This window comes from Pseudomonas sp. GW821-FHT10B02 (assembly GCF_059415665.1).
The window spans coordinates 513,731-531,723 of record NZ_JBWKNR010000002.1 but is presented as its reverse complement, the minus strand read 5'-3'; the positions used below and the strand labels follow the sequence as shown (position 1 = coordinate 531,723).

The 17,993-nt window shown below is 60.4% G+C and carries 24 protein-coding genes; 8 read left to right on the top strand and 16 right to left on the bottom strand.

What is annotated here, in order from left to right; translation table 11 throughout:
- The first annotated feature begins 19 nt into the window (after window positions 1–19).
- On the top strand, window positions 20–490 hold the full coding sequence (locus AC07OF_RS05535) for a MaoC family dehydratase (RefSeq protein WP_010223082.1): 471 nt from the start codon (window positions 20–22) through the stop codon (window positions 488–490).
- A 3-nt stretch (window positions 491–493) separates the two neighbouring features.
- On the opposite strand, the gene AC07OF_RS05530 is transcribed toward AC07OF_RS05535, so the two are convergent.
- From AC07OF_RS05530 to AC07OF_RS05490, 9 genes are all read right to left on the bottom strand, one after another.
- Window positions 494–1,729, bottom strand: a complete 1,236-nt coding sequence (locus tag AC07OF_RS05530) for an RNA polymerase sigma factor (RefSeq protein WP_157193602.1) — start codon at window positions 1,727–1,729, stop codon at window positions 494–496.
- Complete coding sequence (locus AC07OF_RS05525; protein ID WP_157193603.1) at window positions 1,729–2,214, bottom strand: SRPBCC family protein; 486 nt, start codon at window positions 2,212–2,214, stop codon at window positions 1,729–1,731. Before AC07OF_RS05525 ends, AC07OF_RS05530 begins: the two co-directional genes overlap by 1 nt.
- Window positions 2,215–2,232: 18 nt before the next feature.
- Entirely contained in the window at window positions 2,233–2,577 is a 345-nt protein-coding gene (locus tag AC07OF_RS05520) for a YciI family protein (protein ID WP_038613614.1), read from the bottom strand.
- A 57-nt stretch (window positions 2,578–2,634) separates the two neighbouring features.
- Window positions 2,635–3,069, bottom strand: coding sequence for a YybH family protein (locus tag AC07OF_RS05515; RefSeq protein WP_157193604.1), 435 nt, complete (start codon window positions 3,067–3,069; stop codon window positions 2,635–2,637).
- 100 nt (window positions 3,070–3,169) lie between these two features.
- On the bottom strand, window positions 3,170–3,661 hold the full coding sequence (locus AC07OF_RS05510) for a GyrI-like domain-containing protein (protein WP_157193605.1): 492 nt from the start codon (window positions 3,659–3,661) through the stop codon (window positions 3,170–3,172).
- A gap of 215 nt (window positions 3,662–3,876) precedes the next feature.
- A complete protein-coding gene (locus AC07OF_RS05505) occupies window positions 3,877–4,533 on the bottom strand; it encodes a LysE family translocator (RefSeq protein WP_157193606.1) in 657 nt (218 codons plus the stop codon).
- 97 nt (window positions 4,534–4,630) lie between these two features.
- Entirely contained in the window at window positions 4,631–4,963 is a 333-nt protein-coding gene (locus tag AC07OF_RS05500) for a type II toxin-antitoxin system HicB family antitoxin (protein ID WP_157193607.1), read from the bottom strand.
- Entirely contained in the window at window positions 4,960–5,214 is a 255-nt protein-coding gene (locus AC07OF_RS05495; RefSeq protein WP_157193608.1) for a type II toxin-antitoxin system HicA family toxin, read from the bottom strand. The genes AC07OF_RS05500 and AC07OF_RS05495 overlap by 4 nt, the downstream gene beginning before the upstream one ends.
- 61 nt (window positions 5,215–5,275) lie before the next feature.
- Window positions 5,276–6,229, bottom strand: coding sequence for a threonine dehydratase (locus AC07OF_RS05490; RefSeq protein ID WP_157193609.1), 954 nt, complete (start codon window positions 6,227–6,229; stop codon window positions 5,276–5,278).
- Between the two features lie 87 nt (window positions 6,230–6,316).
- On the opposite strand from AC07OF_RS05490, the gene AC07OF_RS05485 reads away from it, so the two are divergent.
- The 3 genes from AC07OF_RS05485 (at window position 6,317) to ada (ending at window position 9,421) form a co-directional block, all read left to right on the top strand.
- Complete coding sequence (locus tag AC07OF_RS05485) at window positions 6,317–7,663, top strand: aminotransferase-like domain-containing protein (protein WP_157193610.1); 1,347 nt, start codon at window positions 6,317–6,319, stop codon at window positions 7,661–7,663.
- A complete protein-coding gene (locus tag AC07OF_RS05480; protein WP_157193611.1) occupies window positions 7,660–8,283 on the top strand; it encodes a DNA-3-methyladenine glycosylase family protein in 624 nt (207 codons plus the stop codon). The genes AC07OF_RS05485 and AC07OF_RS05480 overlap by 4 nt, the downstream gene beginning before the upstream one ends.
- A gap of 76 nt (window positions 8,284–8,359) precedes the next feature.
- Complete coding sequence (gene ada, locus AC07OF_RS05475) at window positions 8,360–9,421, top strand: bifunctional DNA-binding transcriptional regulator/O6-methylguanine-DNA methyltransferase Ada (protein WP_157193612.1); 1,062 nt, start codon at window positions 8,360–8,362, stop codon at window positions 9,419–9,421.
- 7 nt (window positions 9,422–9,428) lie between these two features.
- On the opposite strand, the gene AC07OF_RS05470 is transcribed toward ada, so the two are convergent.
- Window positions 9,429–9,686 (bottom strand): DUF2790 domain-containing protein, encoded by a 258-nt coding sequence (locus AC07OF_RS05470; RefSeq protein ID WP_038613628.1) that lies wholly within the window; start codon window positions 9,684–9,686, stop codon window positions 9,429–9,431.
- A gap of 285 nt (window positions 9,687–9,971) precedes the next feature.
- Here AC07OF_RS05470 and AC07OF_RS05465 point away from each other — a divergent pair, with 285 nt between their 5' ends.
- A complete protein-coding gene (locus AC07OF_RS05465) occupies window positions 9,972–10,424 on the top strand; it encodes a GNAT family N-acetyltransferase (RefSeq protein WP_495072642.1) in 453 nt (150 codons plus the stop codon).
- Here the strand turns inward: AC07OF_RS05465 and def are convergent.
- From def to AC07OF_RS05445, 4 genes are all read right to left on the bottom strand, one after another.
- Entirely contained in the window at window positions 10,376–10,915 is a 540-nt protein-coding gene (def, locus tag AC07OF_RS05460; protein ID WP_157193613.1) for a peptide deformylase, read from the bottom strand. The two genes, AC07OF_RS05465 and def, sit on opposite strands and share 49 nt — an antisense overlap.
- The gene (locus AC07OF_RS05455) at window positions 10,905–11,891 is read right to left on the bottom strand and encodes a YihY/virulence factor BrkB family protein (RefSeq protein ID WP_157193614.1); all 987 of its coding nucleotides are present in this window, start codon (window positions 11,889–11,891) and stop codon (window positions 10,905–10,907) included. Before AC07OF_RS05455 ends, def begins: the two co-directional genes overlap by 11 nt.
- Before the next feature lie 155 nt (window positions 11,892–12,046).
- Window positions 12,047–12,226, bottom strand: coding sequence for a CsbD family protein (locus AC07OF_RS05450; RefSeq protein WP_045187592.1), 180 nt, complete (start codon window positions 12,224–12,226; stop codon window positions 12,047–12,049).
- Between the two features lie 119 nt (window positions 12,227–12,345).
- Window positions 12,346–12,771: a hypothetical protein gene (locus tag AC07OF_RS05445; protein WP_157193615.1), complete on the bottom strand. Its 426-nt coding sequence runs from the start codon at window positions 12,769–12,771 to the stop codon at window positions 12,346–12,348.
- A gap of 171 nt (window positions 12,772–12,942) precedes the next feature.
- Here AC07OF_RS05445 and AC07OF_RS05440 point away from each other — a divergent pair, with 171 nt between their 5' ends.
- On the top strand, window positions 12,943–13,326 hold the full coding sequence (locus AC07OF_RS05440) for a hypothetical protein (RefSeq protein WP_157193616.1): 384 nt from the start codon (window positions 12,943–12,945) through the stop codon (window positions 13,324–13,326).
- On the opposite strand, the gene AC07OF_RS05435 is transcribed toward AC07OF_RS05440, so the two are convergent.
- Window positions 13,327–14,163: a CvfB family protein gene (locus AC07OF_RS05435; RefSeq protein ID WP_157193617.1), complete on the bottom strand. Its 837-nt coding sequence runs from the start codon at window positions 14,161–14,163 to the stop codon at window positions 13,327–13,329. It lies immediately after the preceding gene.
- A 110-nt stretch (window positions 14,164–14,273) separates the two neighbouring features.
- Between AC07OF_RS05435 and AC07OF_RS05430 the strand changes: the two genes are divergently transcribed.
- Entirely contained in the window at window positions 14,274–15,143 is an 870-nt protein-coding gene (locus tag AC07OF_RS05430; RefSeq protein ID WP_157193618.1) for a DUF6279 family lipoprotein, read from the top strand.
- A 33-nt stretch (window positions 15,144–15,176) separates the two neighbouring features.
- Here the strand turns inward: AC07OF_RS05430 and aceK are convergent, their stop codons facing one another.
- Complete coding sequence (aceK, locus tag AC07OF_RS05425; protein ID WP_495072641.1) at window positions 15,177–16,898, bottom strand: bifunctional isocitrate dehydrogenase kinase/phosphatase; 1,722 nt, start codon at window positions 16,896–16,898, stop codon at window positions 15,177–15,179.
- A gap of 186 nt (window positions 16,899–17,084) precedes the next feature.
- Here aceK and AC07OF_RS05420 point away from each other — a divergent pair, with 186 nt between their 5' ends.
- Entirely contained in the window at window positions 17,085–17,975 is an 891-nt protein-coding gene (locus tag AC07OF_RS05420) for a DMT family transporter (protein ID WP_157193620.1), read from the top strand.
- The last annotated feature ends 18 nt before the right edge of the window (window positions 17,976–17,993 follow it).

The window sequence follows — 17,993 nt, the reverse complement described above, 5'->3', positions numbered from 1 at the left end:
CCTAGCAGGAACCGAATCGATGACCCAGGTCACCAACACGCCTTACGAAGCCCTTGAAGTCGGCCAGACCGCCAGTTTCAGCAAGACCGTCGAAGAACGTGACATCCAGCTGTTCGCTGCCATGTCCGGTGACCACAACCCCGTGCACCTGGACGCCGAGTTCGCCGCCAAGAGCATGTTCAAGGAGCGTATCGCCCACGGTATGTTCAGCGGTGCCCTGATCAGCGCCGCGGTGGCCTGCGAGCTGCCTGGCCCGGGCACCATCTACCTGGGTCAGACCATGAGCTTCCAGAAGCCGGTGAAGTTCGGCGACACCCTGACCGTGCGCCTGGAAATCCTCGAGAAGCTGCCGAAATTCAAGGTGCGCATCGCCACCCGCGTGTTCAACCAGAACGATGAGCTGGTGGTCGATGGCGAGGCTGAAATCCTCGCCCCGCGCAAACAGCAGACTGTCGACCTGGTCAGCCCGCCGCCGATCACCATCGGCTGAAGCTCACAACTCGCTCAGGCGGCGCTCGATAAAGCGCCGTTCGGCACCTTGCGAGGTCAGGCCCAGGGCGGTGCGGTAGGCATCACGGGCCTGATCCAGGCGCCCCAGTTGCCGACACAGTTCGGCGCGGGCGCTGTGGGCCAGGTGATAATCCTGCAACTGTCCCCGCGCCAGAATCGCCTCCACCGCGAGCAACCCTGCCTGCGGTCCGTCGCGACGCGCCAGGGCTGCGGCGCGATTGAGCTCGACCACCGGCGAAGGCCAACCGCGCAGCAGCACATCGTACAAACCGACGATTTCTTCCCAGTCCGTCTGCTCGGCACTGGCCGCTTCGGCATGCACCGCAGCAATCGCTGCCTGCAAGCTGTACACCCCGAGCTGCTGACTGCGCAGCGCCTGCTGCACCAACTGGCTACCTTCAGCAATCAATGCGCGATTCCACAAGCTGCGGTCCTGCTGATCCAGCAGGATCAAATCGCCATTCTCATCACTGCGAGCCGCCTGTCGCGATGCCTGCAGCAGCATCAATGCCAGCAAGCCAAGCACTTCCGGGTCAGGTAGCAACTGCTGCAACAGTCGCCCCAGGCGGATCGCTTCATCACTGAGGTCATTGCGCATCAGGTTGTCACCCGATGACGCCGAATAGCCTTCGTTGAACACCAGATAAATGACCCGCAGCACGCTGTCCAGACGCTCGGGCAGCTCCGCCAGTGACGGGACCTGATAGGGAATCCGCGCATCGCGGATCTTGGCCTTGGCCCGCACGATTCGCTGGGCAATGGTCGCCGGGCTTTGCAAAAAAGCCCGGGCGATTTCCTCAGTGGTCAGGTCACAGACTTCGCGCAGGGTCAGCGGCACCTGGGCATCGGCTGCCAGCGCCGGGTGACAGCAGGTGAAGATCAGACGCAGGCGATCATCTTCCAGCTCCTGGTCTGTCACCTCATCCTCCTGCCGGGCCTCCAGCGCCATCATCAGCTGCGTCTGCGAGCGGTCGAACCGGGCTCTTCGCCGCAACCCGTCAATGGCTTTGAAGCGTCCGGTGGACACCAGCCAGGCCCGTGGACTGGCAGGAATGCCATCGCGCTGCCAGCGCTCAACCGCGACGAAAAACGCTTCGTGCATGGCCTCTTCGGCCAGGTCAAAATCCCCCAGCAAGCGAATCAGGGTCGCCAGGATGCGGCGCGACTCGCGCTTGTAGACCGACTCGACTTCGGCCCGCACCTGAACCAGCGTCGCCATCAGCCCGGCATCTGGGTGGTCACCAGCGCCACCAGGCGATCCAGGCTTTCACCCCAGCCGCGATGAAAGCCCATTTCTTCATGTGCCAGACAATCGGCGGCATTCCAGTGCAACGCGCGCGCGGTGTACTTGGTCTTGCCCTGATGCTCCTCGAAGGTCACCACCACGGTCATGAACGCCTTGTTCGACGGCACCCAGCCCGGCCCGAAGGCATCGGTGAAGACAATCCGCTCAGGGGGGACAATGTCCAGGAACACCCCCTGGTTCGGGTATTCGGTACCATCCGGGGCCTGCATCACCGTGCGAAACAACCCTCCCACCCACAACTGCATTTCGCACAAGGGCGTGGTCATGCCGTTGGGGCCCCACCATTGCGCAAGCAGATCGGGTTCGGTCCAGGCCCGGAACACCTTGCTGCGCGGTGCATCGATCACACGGGTCAAGGACAGTTCGTACTGCGCATTACCAGGGGGGTGAAGGCTCATTTTATTGTCTCCAGCGTCTCAGGGTTGGAGCTCGCGGATCGGCCTCACCTCGATGCTGCCGACCCTGGCGGCAGGTATTCCCTTGGCAATGTTCAGCGCTTCATTCAGGTCGCGGGCATCAACCAGATAGAAGCCGGCCAGTTGTTCCTTGGTCTCGGCGAAAGGTCCATCAGTCAGGCTCATGTGACCACCGCGAACACGCACGGTGGTGGCGGTCTGCACCGGCTTGAGTGCCTCGGCGGCGAGCATCCGGCCGCTGCCCTGGATCGACTCGGCATAGGCCATGCACTCGGCATCCGCAGGGCTGTCGGGCAAGCTGTGCAACAGACTCTCTTCACAATAGACCAGGCAAAGGTATTTCATCGTCATCTCCACAGCGGATGCAAAGTGCAATTCGGCATAATCCTCGACGCTCTCAGCTCAAGGCTTGAGCGAGAACAGGGCGGCACCGGTTTCCATGTCGAATGGCGCCGACCAATGTTCATGAATTACTTTCCATTGCCCATCGATGCGCTTGTAGCCAGCAGTGACGCGCATGTAACAGCTTTTATCCTCACCACCCTCTTCGATGGGCGGACCGCAGCGATTGAGCCAGTGGGCCAGCGCCAGATCCGGCGTGGCATGAATCTGCAACTGCTCCATCTCGAAGATCATTTCACCGGGGCAGAGCTCCATGCAGGCTTGCCAGTGAGCCTGATAGGCGGCCTTGCCCTTGAACTGCAGTTCTTTGATGGCATCGAAGGCAAGGATATCGTCGGCGTAAGGGGCGGTGATGGCGGGGATGTCCCGAGCCCGGACTGCTGGAATCCAGCGCTCGATAAGTTGACGGACTTCGTTTTCGGCGACGCTGCTCATGGTCGTGTCCTCTGCGATTCGACAACGGTCAGGCGCCGAGTTAATCGGCGCGTTCACAGATGGTCGAATGAGGACGCCGGGATTCGACAGCCGCAGTGGATTATTTTTTGCGGTCCAGCGGCAGCCAGATTTCCATCACACTGTGGCTGGCAAAAGGATCGAAATCCTTGCCATAGCGTTCGAACTCCGGTGCCTGGGCAACCTGTTCGCCCGATTGCGGTAACCAGTCGTGCCAGATGGCCTGGAACGTAGCCTTGAGATTATCGAGGCTGCCGTGGTGCTCGAACACGGCATAACGCTGGGGCTTGAGTTCAACGCCCTGGAAGCCGGCTGGCAGCAGCTCTACCCCCTCCACCTGCACACCAGCGATGTAGTCAAAATTGCCGTTGGCGTCGGCGTTGCAGCAAACGCCGTAGGTATGCTCGCCGACTTGCCCCGGGACCTTGCCGATGTGCGGTTCGAAGCGTTGCCACAGTTGAGGAATCTGACTGATGCTGGACTGCGAGAAGCGACCACCGATACCGGCGATGGTGAAGCCATCGGCCTGCTCGAAGCGCACGGGCTGGACTGCAACTTGAATCGGGGTAGACATATCCTTTGCCTTATATGAACAAGGAGCCCCTTGCGGGGCTCCGGGTCGTTGTCATGGGAGAAAACCACTGGCTGCCGAGCGTTTGGCGCGTTTGGCGGCGCGTTTTTCATCAGCGGTTTTCAGGGGTTTTTTCTTGGCCATTTTTTTCGCATCAAGACCTTTCATCTCGAAGATCCTCCGGCCTGATGGCACCTGCACACGGGTACCCCGACTGATTATAGACCCGCTGTGGCCGCTGGCACGGCAAGGATGAACTCGCGGTATCCGGAGACAATCACATAGACCGCGAAGTAGCAGAAGATGCCTGCCGAAAGCAGATAAGACCAGGTCAGCAGCCGGTCACCGAGCAGCCGCCCACCGTGACTGGCAATCAGGCAAAGCGACAGGCACCAGAGCAGTCCTGCGGCAAAGAATCCAGAAAGGAACAGCCCGGCCTCCATCAAGCTGCCACCACCGGAGCGCGAAATCAGCACACCGCCTACCGCCGCGAACCAGAGGATCGCACTGGGTGAAGACATGGCCAGGAAGATCCCGCGTAAAAACTCGCGCCAGGACGACTCCACCACCACTTCACCAGCTTGCACATGACCTTCGCCGCGCCACGCCGCCAGCAGCATTTTCACTGCGAACCACACCAGCAACACCGAACCGCCCAGCCACAACACCCAGCGCACGGTCTCGAACTGCAGCAACACGGTCATGCCGGCCAGGGCCGCCACCGCATACAACAGATCACCGACACACGTCCCCAGGCCCAGCCAGAAGCCTTGAAGAAACCCGCGCTGCATGGCCAGGGTGATCATGGCGATATTGGCGATGCCGATATCCAGGCACAGGGAGAGACTGAGAAGAAATCCGTTGGAAAAAGGCATAGGGCATTCCATAGACAGCGTTGAAGGCAGGCGCTATTAAAGCGGGAATCAGCGCGGCTGTATTGGAAGAAATTGCCCTGGCCCGGAGGCAAGTCTGTTATGCCTGAGCCGCGCGCTCGAACACTTCATCCGCCCACTGGTTCAGACTCTTGCCCGCCGACTGTGCGGCGATGGTCGCAGCGGCATGGACTTCGGGGCGAATGCGCAACATGACCTTGCCGGAGGCAGGCCGCTCGGGCGTCACGCCTCGCTCGGCACAATCGGCCAGGTAATCGTCCAATGCCAGGTGAAATGCTTCATGCAACTGGCTGACAGAACTGGCGTGGAAACTGATGATGTCTCGCACCCCCAATACACGACCGACAAAAATATCATCGCGCGGGTCGTATTCGATTCGAGCGTTATAGCCCTTGTAGGTCATCGTGTTCATAGGTGAACTCCTGCCCGCAGGAGAAATTCGCGGGCTTCTTCAACTTGATAACGCTTGGCCTCTTTACCTGGGTGCGGCCTGTGGCATCGCCATTGCTGCGTCCCCAAAATCAGTTTGACCCTGGACCCTTCACGCTCCAGCACCTGCCCACCCAGATGCACCACCAGCGCTTCGATGTCGGTGAACACCAGACTGGCACTGGTAGGTGTGCGAAAAATGCATTCGAGGGTTCTGCGATATCGATTGTTCATTGGAAAATGCTATCAAAATAAGATAGCACTTTTTCCAAGCGATCAATTCAGGATTTTTCCATCACCCTGCCAACACCAGCGCATACCGCTCTCGATCGATATTGGCGCCACTGAGCACCACGGCCACCTTGCGCCCGCGCTGGCGTTCGCGCTCCTGAACCAGCGCCGCCAGCCCCGCCGCGCCGGCGCCTTCGGCGGTGTTGTGGGTGTCTTCGTGGTAAATACGAATCGCCTGGGCCACCTCCTCGTCACTGACCCTGACGATCCGTGCCGCATGCTGGCGGACGATCTCGAAGGCTTCCGGCACCGGCATGCGGCAGGCCATGCCATCGGCAAAGGTATTGGCCGTGGCGGTGGTGACGATGTGACCTTGTTCAACGCTCAAGGCAAAGGCATCGGCGGCGCTCGACACCACACCAACGATCTCGGTGCGCAGGCCCAGCAGGTTACGGGCCTGGATCAGCCCGCAGATTCCCGAGCCCATACCGATGGGCACATACACGCAATCAAGGTCCGCAACCGCTTCGAACAACTCCAGGGCATAAGTGGCCACACCGCGAACCAGTTGCGGGTGGAAGGACGGCACCATCTCATAGTCATGCCGTTGCGCCTGACGCGCGGCCTCTTCACGGGCCTGGTCGAAGTCGGCGCCGTATTCGATCAACTCCGCACCCTGGGCGCGCATCGCCGCGTTCTTCTCCCGCGAGTTACCTTGCGGCACCACGATGATGATCGGCAGCCCGGCGCTACGCGCCGCCAGGGCCATGCTCTGCCCGTGGTTGCCACGGGTGGCGGTGACCAGACCACGCACCTGCGGTTTTTGCCCCAGCAGCCATTGCACGTAAAGCAAACCGCCGCGCACCTTGAACGCACCGGTCGGTGCATGGTTCTCATGCTTGACCCAGACCTCGCAACCCAGCCGCTCGGCCAGCCGTGGCCAGGCATATTGAGCAGTGGCGGGCACACTGGCATGCACCAGACGGGCAGCTTCACGCAGGGCAGTCAGGTCGAACATGGAACACCTCGGCAGCAGTGGGTTTGACCTGATCCTAGCGCCGGTTCATTGTATGGGTAAAAGTTTATATTGCATGGCCAACAATAAATGTGGACCCCTACCCTGCCTGACACCGGGCAACCCCGTTACCTGGCGCTGGTCGATGCCATTGCCGAAGCCATCGAGCGTGGCGAGCTGCCGGTCGGCGCGCGCCTGCCACCGCAACGGCGTCTGGCCTGGGCGCTGGGGCTCAACCCCAGCACCACCCAGCAGGCCTACCGTGAAGCTGCCGCCCGGCATCTGGTCAGCGGCGAGGTCGGACGTGGCACCTATGTACTGGCTGGCAGCAAAGAAGCCACGCTGTTTCATCTGAAACAAAAAACCGCGCAGCCCAGCCTGATCGATTTGTCGACCAACGTGCCGGTGATCGAGCCCGACAACCATGACATCGAACGCACCCTGCAAACCCTGTTGCAGGACGGCGAAGTGCGCAGCCTGGAGCATTACCTGAGTGCCGACGCACTGCTCCTGGCCCGCGTGCAAGGGGCTGCCTGGCTAGCCAACCGGGGGTTGCAGGTGAGCGCCAGCCAGGTCCTGTTATGCGGCGGTGCCCAGCAAGGTCTGTTCAGTCTGTTGCTGTCGCTGTGCCAGGCAGGCGATCCGGTACTGGTCGAAAGCCTGACGGCCCCCGGCATCAAGGCCGCCTGCCGCCAGCTACGCCTGCCCCTGCACGGCATTGCCCTGGACCGCCAGGGTATCCTTCCCGATGACCTCGACCGCGTCGCCCGCGCAACCGGCGCGCGGGTGGTGGTGCTCACGCCCAGCCTGCAAAACCCCACCGGGGCCTGCATGGGCCGCGAACGCCAGCAGGCCGTTGCCGAGGTGGTGCATCGCCACGGCCTGCTGCTGATCGAAGACGATGTCTACGGCGCGCTGACCGACCAGCCGCCCTTGTGGCCGTTGCTGGGCCAGCAGGGAATACTGATCAGCAGTCTGTCGAAGACCGTTGCAGCAGGCTTACGCCTGGGCTGGATCGTCGCGGACCCGCTGCTGTTGGCTAAAATCGACCCGCACGCACAGGCGACCCATTGGCAGGTATCGCCCCTGAACCTGCAGATCGCCTGCCGCTGGATCAGTGAGGGTACGGCCAGCCGGCGACTGGCCTGGCAACGCGCAGAGGTCGAACAGCGCTGGCGCCTGGCACGCAAGATACTCGGCAGTGAGCGGCTCTTTGGCCTACATCCCTCGCCGCACATCTGGGTAAGCTGTGCAATACCGGCACAAACGCTGGTGCAACGTTGTCGGGCCAACGCGGTAGAGGTGGTCCCGGCCGAAGTATTTGCCGTAAAACAGGGCGACCTGACGGCTGTTCGTATCAGCCTGTCCGCCGCCAGCAGCCGTGCGCAACTGAAGCAGGCGCTGGAGCGCGTGGCCCACGCCATGGAGAGAGCATGAGTAGTTTGTTCAACCAGGCCGAGCAATTTCTCGCCGCGCTTGATCCCCAATGGGCCGCACATGTTCAGGCCATCGGCCCCTGCCTGCATCAACCGCGCCCCGAGCGCGACCCGTATCAGGCGCTGGTGCGAGCCATTGCCTATCAGCAACTGCATGTGAAAGCCGGCGATGCGATCCTCGGGCGCTTCCTTGCGCTGTATCCGGGCTGTGCCTTTCCGAGCCCGGAGCAGGTATTGGCCACATCGCCCGAACAACTGCGCGCCTGCGGTTTCTCCGCCAGCAAGCTGGCCACCATCCTGGGTATCGCCAAGGCGCGTCAGGACGGTGTGGTGCCAGACCACGAACAGGCGCTGGCACTGGATGATGAGCAATTGATCGAGCGACTGGTGAGTTTGCGTGGCGTTGGTCGCTGGACTGTGGAAATGCTGCTGATCTACACCCTGGAGCGTATGGACATCCTGCCCGTCGATGACTTTGGCGTGCGTGAGGGCTACCGTCGTCTGCAAGGCCTCGACACCCAGCCCACCCGCCGCCAGATGCTTGAACTCGGTCAGGCCTGGAGCCCTTACCGCACCATTGCCGCCTGGTACCTGTGGCGGGTACCGAATCCACGAGTTTGAACGCAAGACCCGGAGTTTTCTTCGCTGATGCTCGCCTTAACCTGAGCCCATCATTACTCAACAAGAGATTCCCGGCATGCGCCAAGACAAGCCCCACATCAGCGAAAACGACCCACGCTGGCAAGCGATCCTGGCCCGCGACCCGGCAGCCGACCGGGAATTTGTCTATGCCGTACGCACCACTGGTGTGTACTGCCGGCCCAGCAGCACCTCGCGTCTGCCGCGTATCGACAACGTCGAGTTCTTTGATACCCCGGCCCAAGCCGAAGCCGCCGGCTATCGCCCGAGCAAACGGCGCGCGGCAGACCAGACGCTGATGGCCGAACAGCATCGGGCGCAAGTCACCCGCGCCTGCCAATTGATTGAAAGCGCCGAGTCAGTGCCCAGCCTCAATCAACTGGCCGAGCAATTGAACATGAGCCCGTTCCACTTTCATCGGGTGTTCAAGACCATTACCGGGGTAACGCCCAAAGCGTATGCCTCAGCCCATCGGGCAAGTAAGGTGCGCAATCAATTGCAGCACGCCAGCACCATCACTGATGCCCTGTATGAGGCCGGTTTCAATTCCAACAGCCGCTTTTACGAGTCCAGCAATGCCCGCCTGGGCATGACCCCGGGAGCCTATCGGGATGGCGGCGCCAACATGGCGATCCGCTTTGCCATCGGTCAATGTTCATTGGGCGCGATCCTGGTGGCACAAAGCGAACGCGGTATCTGCGCAATCCTCCTCGGCGATGATCCGCAGGCATTACTGCACGACTTGCAGGACAAGTTTCCCAAGGCTGACTTGCTCGGTGGCGATGCCGCCTTCGAAACCCTGGTGGCCCGAGTGGTGGGATTGATCGAGGTACCGGGAATTGGCCTGGACTTGCCGCTGGACTTGCGCGGCACGGCCTTTCAGGAGCGGGTCTGGCAGGCCTTGCGGACAATCCCGGCGGGAACAACGGCCAGCTATGCCGAGATCGCACAACGGATTGGCTCGCCCAAAGCGGTGCGCGCCGTGGCCCAGGCCTGTGCAGCCAACGCCCTGGCCGTGGCCATCCCCTGTCACCGGGTGGTGCGCAGCGACGGCAACCTCTCGGGCTACCGTTGGGGCGTTGAGCGCAAGCGTCAGCTATTGGAGCGCGAGCGCCGATAAGGCGGGATCAACCGTTGGTGCAACCGTTACCCATGGCGCGGTACTCAAGGGTATGACGCTGACCTTGATGATCTTCGTAGACCATGGTCGCCGGCACGACTTCACAGACATTCGGAATAGTCGACAGACTGATAACCTTGGCAATATCCAGGTTGGTCGAATAATCATACTGTTGAACGACCGGCTGAGCACTGGCAGTGTTAATTTCATCAGCCAGGGCAAAAGAAGAAACACCGACAAGGGCAAGAACAAGTAAACTTTTCATAATAATAAGCCTGCAAAGCAATCAAACTAATCGATTGACTTCATTGGCCAATAGCGGCGCGGAGAAGTTGTTACATCAGACACTAAGGACATAACACGAAGTACCGGTCCCCCTGTTACTTTTTTGTGGGGACAAACATAGTTTACAAGTTGCCCGACAGGGTTAAATCCCTGAACCGAACATTCACTGTTACCGGATCTGCAACAATAGAACAGGGTTTTCACCCTCGACAGCTTGCAACTGTCAGTGTAAAAGCCCGGGCCAGAGCCTTGCCGGACCAACGCCGTGACCACCTTACGCTACTGCCTGCTGACCGGCCCCGAGCGGCCATTGCTGAATAAATTCTACAAAACCCAGGGTTCGCCCATGCGCGCAGCCGCGCAGGGGCAGCTCTGGGTCGCTCGAGCGGAGGAAATCGTCGCAGCGCTGTGCCTGACCCCGGTACCCGGTGGCAGCTGGCTGACCGGGTTATGGGTGGCGCAAAACTGGAGGGGCCGGGAGATTGCCCGGCACTTGATCGAGACAGCCATGCACAGCAGCGAGGGTACGACCTGGCTGTTCTGCCACCCCGACCTCGGCTCCTTCTACCAGCGCTTGGGCTTCAGCCCCTGCACCGACCTGCCCGCCCTGCTGGCCGAACGCCTGGCGCGTTACCAGCGCAGCAAGCCACTGCTGGCAATGGCCCGGCCTCAGTCGTCGCTGGCAGGATCCAGCCCGGGAAACAAAACCTCGGTGTAGCCGAACTTGTTGAAGTCGTGGATACGCGAAGGGTACAAGCGCCCTATCAGGTGATCGCATTCATGCTGCACCACACGCGCATGAAAGCCCTCTGCCAAGCGGTCGATCACCTGCCCTTGCGGGTCGAGCCCCTCATAGCGGATACGCCGGAAACGCGGGACCACACCGCGCAGGCCCGGTACCGACAGACACCCTTCCCAGCCATCTTCAACTTCGGTGCCTATGGGGGTGATCAGCGGATTGAGCAGTATGGTCTGCGGCACCGGCTCGGCATCCGGATAACGCTCACTACGCTCGAAGCCGAAAATCACCAGTTGCAGGTCGACCCCAATCTGCGGCGCGGCCAGGCCAACGCCGCCGACGTGATGCATGGTCTCGAACATGTCGGCGATCAACTGCTCAAGCTCGGCACTGCCGATCAGTTGTTGCGGTACCGGCGGGGCGATGCGCAGCAAGCGCTCATCGCCCATTTTCAGAATGTCACGAATCATGGGATGTACGACTCAAGGGTTCACCTTCCGGCGTGGCCGGGTGATCGAGCGAATGATCGCGTCCCAACCCGGAAACATGCTTTTTATCATGTTCGTGGGGGGCGTCACCGGCTTGTTTCTCACCCGGATTCTTACCCTCGGCAGACATATGCTCAATCACCGCATTCATTTCCGCTCCCAATAACAAAACGGCAGCAGAAATATAGAAATACAGTAGCAAGACAATGATCGCACCGATGCTGCCATACATCGCATTATAGTCGGCGAAGGTCTTTACGTAATAACCGAACGCCAACGACGCGATGATCCACACCACCACCGCCAGCACCGAGCCCGGGGTAATAAAACGAAACTCCTGTTTAACATCCGGCATTACGTAATAGATCAACGCCACCGCCATCATCATCAGAATAATGATCGCCGGCCAGCGCAGTATCGTCCACACCGTGACAATGAACTCCTGCATGCCGATCTGCGAGGCAATCCATTCCATGACCTGCGGCCCGAGCACCATCAAGGCGGCCGTGGCCAGCAGCATGCCGGCGATGCCCACGGTATAGATCACCGACAAGGGAATGCGCTTCCACACCGGACGGCCTTCGACCACATCGTAGGCCGCGTTCATCGCGCTCATCATCAGCCGCACGCCCGCCGACGCCGTCCACAAGGCGATAACAATACCGACCGAAAGCAGGCCGCCCTTGGACTGCTGCAACTGGTCGATCACCGGATTGACCTGTTCCAGCGCCTGGGGCGGCAATACCAGTTCCGACTGCAGGCGCAGCCAGGAGAAAAAGTCCGGCAGGTGCAGGAAGCCGATCAGCGCAATCAGGAACAACAGGAAGGGAAACAGCGAGAACAGCATCTGGTAGGCCAATGCCGAGGCATAGGTAGACATCTCGTCATCGAGAAACTCCTTGACGGTGCGCACCAGCACGCGATGCAACGGCAAGCCGCGCAGGTCGGGGAAAATCATAGCGTCTCCTTTCGCCGCTCGAGGGACATGAGCTCGGCTCCTCACTAAGGTCTGCACTGAAGTCTAAACGACGATCGCCGCCAAGTTGCTATTGTTTGCGGCAGATAGCACAACGGCCACCAAGGGTGGCCGTCGCGAAACTACACCTACAGCCATCAAGGCTTTTTCAATGCATCCTTGACCTTTCCAACCACTTGCTGGGCTTCGCCTTTGCGCTCCTGCAACTCACCCTCGGCGCGCAGCCGCTCGTTGTCGGTTGCTTTGCCAACACCTTGCTTGATGTTGCCAACCGCTTCGTTGGCCATACCTTTGACTTTATCTTTGGTGCCACTCATGGGAGTTCTCCTGAAAGGGAAAATCGGGCTGTCGGCGTCGACAGTCAGTGGACCGGTGGCCTGTGCGCAGAGTTTCAATTATTTGCCCGAAATCGTAACAGCAGTCGAAAACCCGCCTGTCAGGGTTTCAACGCATTGCACTGGTTGCGCAAGTCACTGTCTCTGATACTCCCGCAACTGCCCGTGCCTTGCTTGGCATAGCAATAATTGCGTTGATCACTGTCAGAAATGGAGCCACAGCCGCTCCCACGGGTTTCTGCATAGCAGGCATTGCGAAGGTCGGAGTCACGGATGGAACCACAGCCACTGCTGCCTTGCCTGGCATAGCAATAGTTGCGTTGATCACTGTCGGAAATGGAGCCACAGCCGCTACCGCGGGTTTCTGCATAGCAGGCATTACGAAGGTCGGCATCGCGAATGGAACCACAGCCGCTACCGCCTTCTCTGGCATAGCAATAGTTGCGCTGATCAGCGTCCCTGATACTCCCGCAACCGGCATACGCATAGCTGCTGAGCAACATCAGCAGGGCAATCAGTATTTTCATGGACCCTCTTCCCTGGCACTGTTTGATCGTTAACGAAGGTGGCACCTTAATGCGCCATCAAATTGAGATCAAAGCCAAAGGAAAGTTCCAGCCCCAGCGCTCGCCGCTTTATGTTTCGCCGCATTGCCAGCACAATAGCCGACCTTTCAAGCGTCACCCGTAGGAACCTGCATGAAACTCGACAAACCCGCCGCCATCGCCCGTCGTAATCTGGAGCTGGGAAAACCGGTACTCTCCAGCGACAACACCCTGTTCGCCGTGCTCGACAGCAAGCGCAGCCTGTGGTGGTTCGATGTGCCGGTGAAGCTGGTACTGCGCAAAGGGGCAGCCGACTGGGTCAACCTGCTGCTGCACACGCCCGAGACCGACGAGCTGCAGCACTTGAAGGTGCCGGTGAACTTCCTCAAGGCCCATCTGGAGAAGATGGAAGTGCGCCACCCCGGCAAGCGGCGCTCGACCATCAGCCTGGCGCTGAGCGCCGACCGCGACTCACTGCTCCAGGACCTGCGCCCAGGTGGCGAAAACCTGAGCTTTGCAGGCTTTCGCCAGGCCTGATCAGACCAGTTCGATGCGGTCAGCGTGGATGACGATGCGGCCATCCTTGTACAAGGCGCCGATGGCCTTCTTGAAGTTGCCCTTGCTGACCCCGAACATATCGCTGATCAGTTGCGGGTCGCTCTTGTCGCTGACCGGCAGCACACCGTTGGCGTCCTTGAGCTTGGCCAGGATCTTGTCATTGAGGCTGTTGGCCAGGTCCTGACCAATCGGCTGCAGGCTCAGGGCAATCTTGCCGTCGCTGCGCAGCTCCTTGATGTAACCCTTCTCCTGCTTGCCCGAACGCAGGAACTTGAACACCTCGTTCTTGTGGATCAAGCCCCAGTGCTTGTTGTTGATGATCGCCTTGAAGCCCATCGGGGTTTCTTCGGCCACCAGCAGATCGACTTCCTGGCCGACCTTGTAGGTCGCCGGCACCTTGTCCAGGTAACGGTCCAGGCGCGCGGTCGCGGTGATACGGCGGGTGCGCTTGTCCAGGTAAGCATGCACCACGCAGTATTCGCCGGCTTTCATCTGGCGCTTTTCTTCGGAGTACGGCATCAACAGGTCCTTCGGCAGGCCCCAGTCGAGGAAGATGCCGATGCTGTTGATTTCCTTGACCTTGAGGCTGGCGAACTCACCGACCTGCAGTTTGGTCTTTTCGGTGGTTGCGATCAGCTTGTCTTCGCTGTCCAGGTAGACGAAGACGTTCAGCCAGTCTTCGACCTCAGTGGGCGTGTCCTTGGGAATGTAGCGGTTAGGCAGGAGGATTTCGCCATCCGCGCCGCCGTCCAGGTACAGGCCGAAGTCCGTGTGTTTCACGATTTGCAAACTGTTGTAACGCCCAACTAAAGCCATTTCCGGAAATCCTCTTTGCGAGGTCGGCATTCTACACCCAACCGGCAAAAGGAACCGCAATGAGCCATGCTGATCTATAAAGACAAGCAAGCCACTGCAAGGATTCGCTCATGTACGCCTGCCTGTGCAAGTACCTGCGCCCCTGCCTGTTCCTGCTCGTGCCTGCCCTGCTGGCCGTGGCCTGCAGCCGCATCGACCTGGCCTACCGCAACCTCGATGTACTGGTGCCCTGGACGCTGAACGACTACCTGAACATGAACCGCCAGCAAAAGACCTGGCTCAACCAGCGCCTGAAACAGCACCTGGCCTGGCATTGCCGTACGCAACTGCCGGGGTACCTGACCTGGATCGATGAAGTCCGACAGATGGTCGCCAGCGGCCAGGTCACCGAGCAGCAACTGCAGGTCCGCACACAGCAAGCCAAACAGGCCATCGCCAAGGTCGCGGATCAGATCACCCCTTCCGCGGCGCAGTTGCTCAGGGCCATGGACGATGAGCAGGTGCGCGAGATGCGCCAGGCCTTTACTGAAGACATTCGCGAGCGCCAGGCCAAGTTCGTCAAAACACCCCTGGCCCGGCAGATCCAGGCGCGTGCCGAGCGCATGGAAAAGCGTTTGACCCCCTGGCTGGGCGAGTTAAGCCCGCAGCAACAGGTGCGCATCATGACCTGGTCGCAAGGTCTGGGTGAACAGAACCGTCAATCGATCGCCAACCGGGCGAACTGGCAGGCGCATTTCAGCGAGGCCATGGAACAACGCCAAAGCGCCAGTTTCGAGCCACGCCTTGAACAACTGCTGAAAAACCGCGAAAGCCTGTGGACCCCGGAGTATCGTCAGGTTAACCAGCGCGCTGAACGAGAAGCCCGGCGTCTGCTGGTCGACATCATGGCCCAGAGCAGTGAACAGCAGCGCCAGCACCTGGAACAGAAGCTGAGCCAGGTGCGCAAGGACTTCAGTCAGCTCAAGTGCATGCAGGGTTAGCCCAGTGGGAGCGGGCTTGCCCCGCGATACTGCTCAACACTCCCGAGCCTTGCGCCGGTAAGGGAACACATCGATCACCTTACCGCCGCGAATCGCCTCCTGCAGGCTCTTCCAGTAATCGGCATCGTACAACTCACCATGCAACTGGCTGAACAGCCGGCGCTGCCCGCTGTCGGCAAACAGGAACGGCGGAAACTCTTCGGGAAACACGTCATGCGGACCAATCGAATACCACGGCTCGCCGGACATTTCGTCCTCGGGATAACGCGGTGGCGGGATGTAGCGAAAATTGACCTCAGTGAGAAAACAGATTTCGTCATAGTCGTAGAACACCACACGACCATGCCGGGTAACGCCGAAGTTCTTCAACAACATGTCGCCAGGAAAGATATTCGCCGCCGCCAGCTGCTTGATGGCCAGACCGTAGTCTTCCAGCGCTTCACGCACCTGAGCGTCGTTGGCGTTATCCAGGTAGAGGTTGAGCGGGGTCATCCTCCGTTCGGTCCAGCAGTGGCGCACCAGCACGGTGTCGCCTTCCACCTGCACCGTCGAAGGCGCCACCTCCAGCAGCTCGGCCAGGCACTCGGGTTCGAATTTGCTCAAGGGGAAACGAAAGTCGGAAAACTCCTGGGTATCGGCCATGCGCCCGACCCGGTCAACGCTTTTCACCAGGCGGTACTTCTCGATCACCGTGGCACGGTCGACGCTCTTGGACGGCGAAAAACGGTCCTTGATGATCTTGAACACGGTGTTGAAGCCCGGCAGGGTGAATACGCTCATGACCATGCCACGTACGCCGGGCGCCATGATGAAGCGGTCGTCGGTGCTGGCCAGGTGATTGATCAGGGCCCGGTAGAATTCCGACTTGCCATGTTTGTAGAAGCCAATCGAAGTGTACAGCTCGGCAATGTGCTTGCCCGGCAGGATGCGCTTGAGAAAGCTGACAAAGTCGGCTGGCACCGGCACATCGACCATGAAATAGGAACGGGTGAAGGAAAAGATGATCGACACCTCGGCCTCATCGGTGATCAGCGCGTCGATCTCGATGCCGTGGCCTTCGCGGTGCAGCAAGGGGATCACCAACGGCCACTGCTCATCCTGGGTGTACAGGCGCCCGACCAGGTAGGCACCTTTGTTGCGGTACAACACCGGCGTAAACAACTCAACCGCCAGCGCTGGATCCTTGCACACCCAGTCCGGCAGGTTTTCGCGCAGTTGCCCTTCGAGCCGGGCCAGGTCGCCGGCAAGGTCGCCATAGGCCACGTCGAAGCAATAATCGTCGAAGACTTGCGCCAGCACACTGGCCAGGCCGCCCTGTGGCCGGTAGGTCCGCGTCTGGGCCGCGCGCTCGTGGCTACGCAACGAAGGCCGGGTGGTATGGATGAACATGCAGCCATCGCTGATCAGGTCATGGCTGAACAGGCTGCAGAAGATCGAGTTGTACCAGGTCTCGGAGAGCTCATCGTCCAGACGCGGGTCGATCAGGCCGATGTACGCGCTTTTGACCAGCGGCCACTGCGCCACCTCCAGCAACACCTCGGCGTCGAATGCCTGATGCAACCAGGCACTGACTTCGCTGACCTTTTCCTCGTAGAGGTTGATCCGCGCCGCCGAGGCGCTCTGGGTCTGTTGCCACTGAGCCTGCTCGAAGCGGGCGCGGGCACCGATGGTGATCTGGCGAAAATGCTCACGGTAATCGTCGAAGCCATCGAGGATCATCCGGGCGATATCGGCGGCCGGCCAGTGCTGGGGCATACATCAGACCTCTGCGGGAATGTCGAAGCCTGAGCTTAGCCAGTCGCCGATGGCAGGGAAAGCCTGGCGACACGGCTGTATCGGCCAATCTCACCGACTGGCGAATTTCAACGCAAGAAAGGGAGAGAGCGCAGCCTGCGTTGTAACGTAAACTCGCGCCCCGCCCCAAAGGACCCGGAGAGCCCCATGAGCCCCATCGCCATTACCCGCCTGTTGATTCTTGCCGCTGTGTGGGGGGCCAGCTTTCTGTTCATGCGCATCATCGCGCCGGTGCTCGGCACCCTGCCCACCGCCTTCTTCCGGGTGTCGATCGCCTGCCTTGGCCTGCTGGTGATGCTCGCCCTACTGCGGGTGCGCTGGGATTTCAACGGCAAGCTCAAGGCCTGCCTGGTGCTGGGCATGATCAACTCGGGGATTCCGGCCACGCTGTATTCGGTGGCGGCCCAGGTGCTGCCGGCCGGTTACTCGGCAATCTTCAATGCCACCACGCCACTGATGGGCGTGCTGATTGGTGCGTTGTTCTTCCGTGAACCGATGACCCTGGCCAAGCTCAGCGGCATTTTCCTTGGATTGTTCGGTGTCGGCATTCTCAGCGGTGCGGGCCCGGTGGCGTTTGACCACAAGCTGCTGCAAGGGGCCATTTCATGCCTGGCGGCGACCACCTGCTACGGCTTTGCCGGCTTTCTTGCGCGCCGCTGGCTCGATCATCAGGGCGGCCTCGACAGCCGGCTGTCGGCCCTGGGCAGCATGATGGGGGCGACCTTGCTGCTGTTGCCGTTGTTTGCTTACAGCGTGGTCACCCAGCCACTGGCGAGCTGGGGCGGCTGGGAGGTGTGGCTGTCGCTGCTGGGCCTGGGCCTGGTGTGTACCGCGTTTGCCTACATTCTGTACTTTCGCCTGCTGAGCGAAATCGGCCCGGTCAAGGCCAGCACCGTGACCTTCATGATCCCGGCGTTCGGGGTGCTCTGGGGTGCCTGGCTGCTGGACGAGCCGCTGTCGATGGCGCATCTGTATGGCGGGGTGTTGATTGCTGTGGCGTTGTGGTTGGTGCTCAAGCCCGCCTCGGTTCGCGCCTGATCGCGGAGCAAGCCCGCT

Excerpts from the sequence above, each read along its gene's own strand:
- AC07OF_RS05520 (WP_038613614.1), bottom strand. The coding sequence starts at position 2,577 with ATGAAATACCTTTGCCTGGTCTATTGTGAAGAGAGTCTGTTGCACAGC.
- AC07OF_RS05500 (WP_157193607.1), bottom strand. The coding sequence starts at position 4,963 with ATGAACACGATGACCTACAAGGGCTATAACGCTCGAATCGAATACGAC.
- AC07OF_RS05445 (WP_157193615.1), bottom strand. The coding sequence starts at position 12,771 with ATGAAAATACTGATTGCCCTGCTGATGTTGCTCAGCAGCTATGCGTAT.
- AC07OF_RS05480 (WP_157193611.1), top strand. The coding sequence starts at position 7,660 with ATGAGTAGTTTGTTCAACCAGGCCGAGCAATTTCTCGCCGCGCTTGAT.
- AC07OF_RS05450 (WP_045187592.1), bottom strand. The coding sequence starts at position 12,226 with ATGAGTGGCACCAAAGATAAAGTCAAAGGTATGGCCAACGAAGCGGTT.
- AC07OF_RS05535 (WP_010223082.1), top strand. The coding sequence starts at position 20 with ATGACCCAGGTCACCAACACGCCTTACGAAGCCCTTGAAGTCGGCCAG.
- AC07OF_RS05530 (WP_157193602.1), bottom strand. The coding sequence starts at position 1,729 with ATGGCGACGCTGGTTCAGGTGCGGGCCGAAGTCGAGTCGGTCTACAAG.
- AC07OF_RS05455 (WP_157193614.1), bottom strand. The coding sequence starts at position 11,891 with ATGATTTTCCCCGACCTGCGCGGCTTGCCGTTGCATCGCGTGCTGGTG.
- AC07OF_RS05430 (WP_157193618.1), top strand. The coding sequence starts at position 14,274 with ATGTACGCCTGCCTGTGCAAGTACCTGCGCCCCTGCCTGTTCCTGCTC.
- AC07OF_RS05505 (WP_157193606.1), bottom strand. The coding sequence starts at position 4,533 with ATGCCTTTTTCCAACGGATTTCTTCTCAGTCTCTCCCTGTGCCTGGAT.
- AC07OF_RS05525 (WP_157193603.1), bottom strand. The coding sequence starts at position 2,214 with ATGAGCCTTCACCCCCCTGGTAATGCGCAGTACGAACTGTCCTTGACC.
- AC07OF_RS05470 (WP_038613628.1), bottom strand. The coding sequence starts at position 9,686 with ATGAAAAGTTTACTTGTTCTTGCCCTTGTCGGTGTTTCTTCTTTTGCC.
- AC07OF_RS05485 (WP_157193610.1), top strand. The coding sequence starts at position 6,317 with ATGTGGACCCCTACCCTGCCTGACACCGGGCAACCCCGTTACCTGGCG.
- AC07OF_RS05440 (WP_157193616.1), top strand. The coding sequence starts at position 12,943 with ATGAAACTCGACAAACCCGCCGCCATCGCCCGTCGTAATCTGGAGCTG.
- ada (WP_157193612.1), top strand. The coding sequence starts at position 8,360 with ATGCGCCAAGACAAGCCCCACATCAGCGAAAACGACCCACGCTGGCAA.
- AC07OF_RS05435 (WP_157193617.1), bottom strand. The coding sequence starts at position 14,163 with ATGGCTTTAGTTGGGCGTTACAACAGTTTGCAAATCGTGAAACACACG.
- def (WP_157193613.1), bottom strand. The coding sequence starts at position 10,915 with ATGATTCGTGACATTCTGAAAATGGGCGATGAGCGCTTGCTGCGCATC.
- AC07OF_RS05490 (WP_157193609.1), bottom strand. The coding sequence starts at position 6,229 with ATGTTCGACCTGACTGCCCTGCGTGAAGCTGCCCGTCTGGTGCATGCC.
- AC07OF_RS05510 (WP_157193605.1), bottom strand. The coding sequence starts at position 3,661 with ATGTCTACCCCGATTCAAGTTGCAGTCCAGCCCGTGCGCTTCGAGCAG.
- AC07OF_RS05515 (WP_157193604.1), bottom strand. The coding sequence starts at position 3,069 with ATGAGCAGCGTCGCCGAAAACGAAGTCCGTCAACTTATCGAGCGCTGG.
- aceK (WP_495072641.1), bottom strand. The coding sequence starts at position 16,898 with ATGCCCCAGCACTGGCCGGCCGCCGATATCGCCCGGATGATCCTCGAT.
- AC07OF_RS05420 (WP_157193620.1), top strand. The coding sequence starts at position 17,085 with ATGAGCCCCATCGCCATTACCCGCCTGTTGATTCTTGCCGCTGTGTGG.
- AC07OF_RS05495 (WP_157193608.1), bottom strand. The coding sequence starts at position 5,214 with ATGAACAATCGATATCGCAGAACCCTCGAATGCATTTTTCGCACACCT.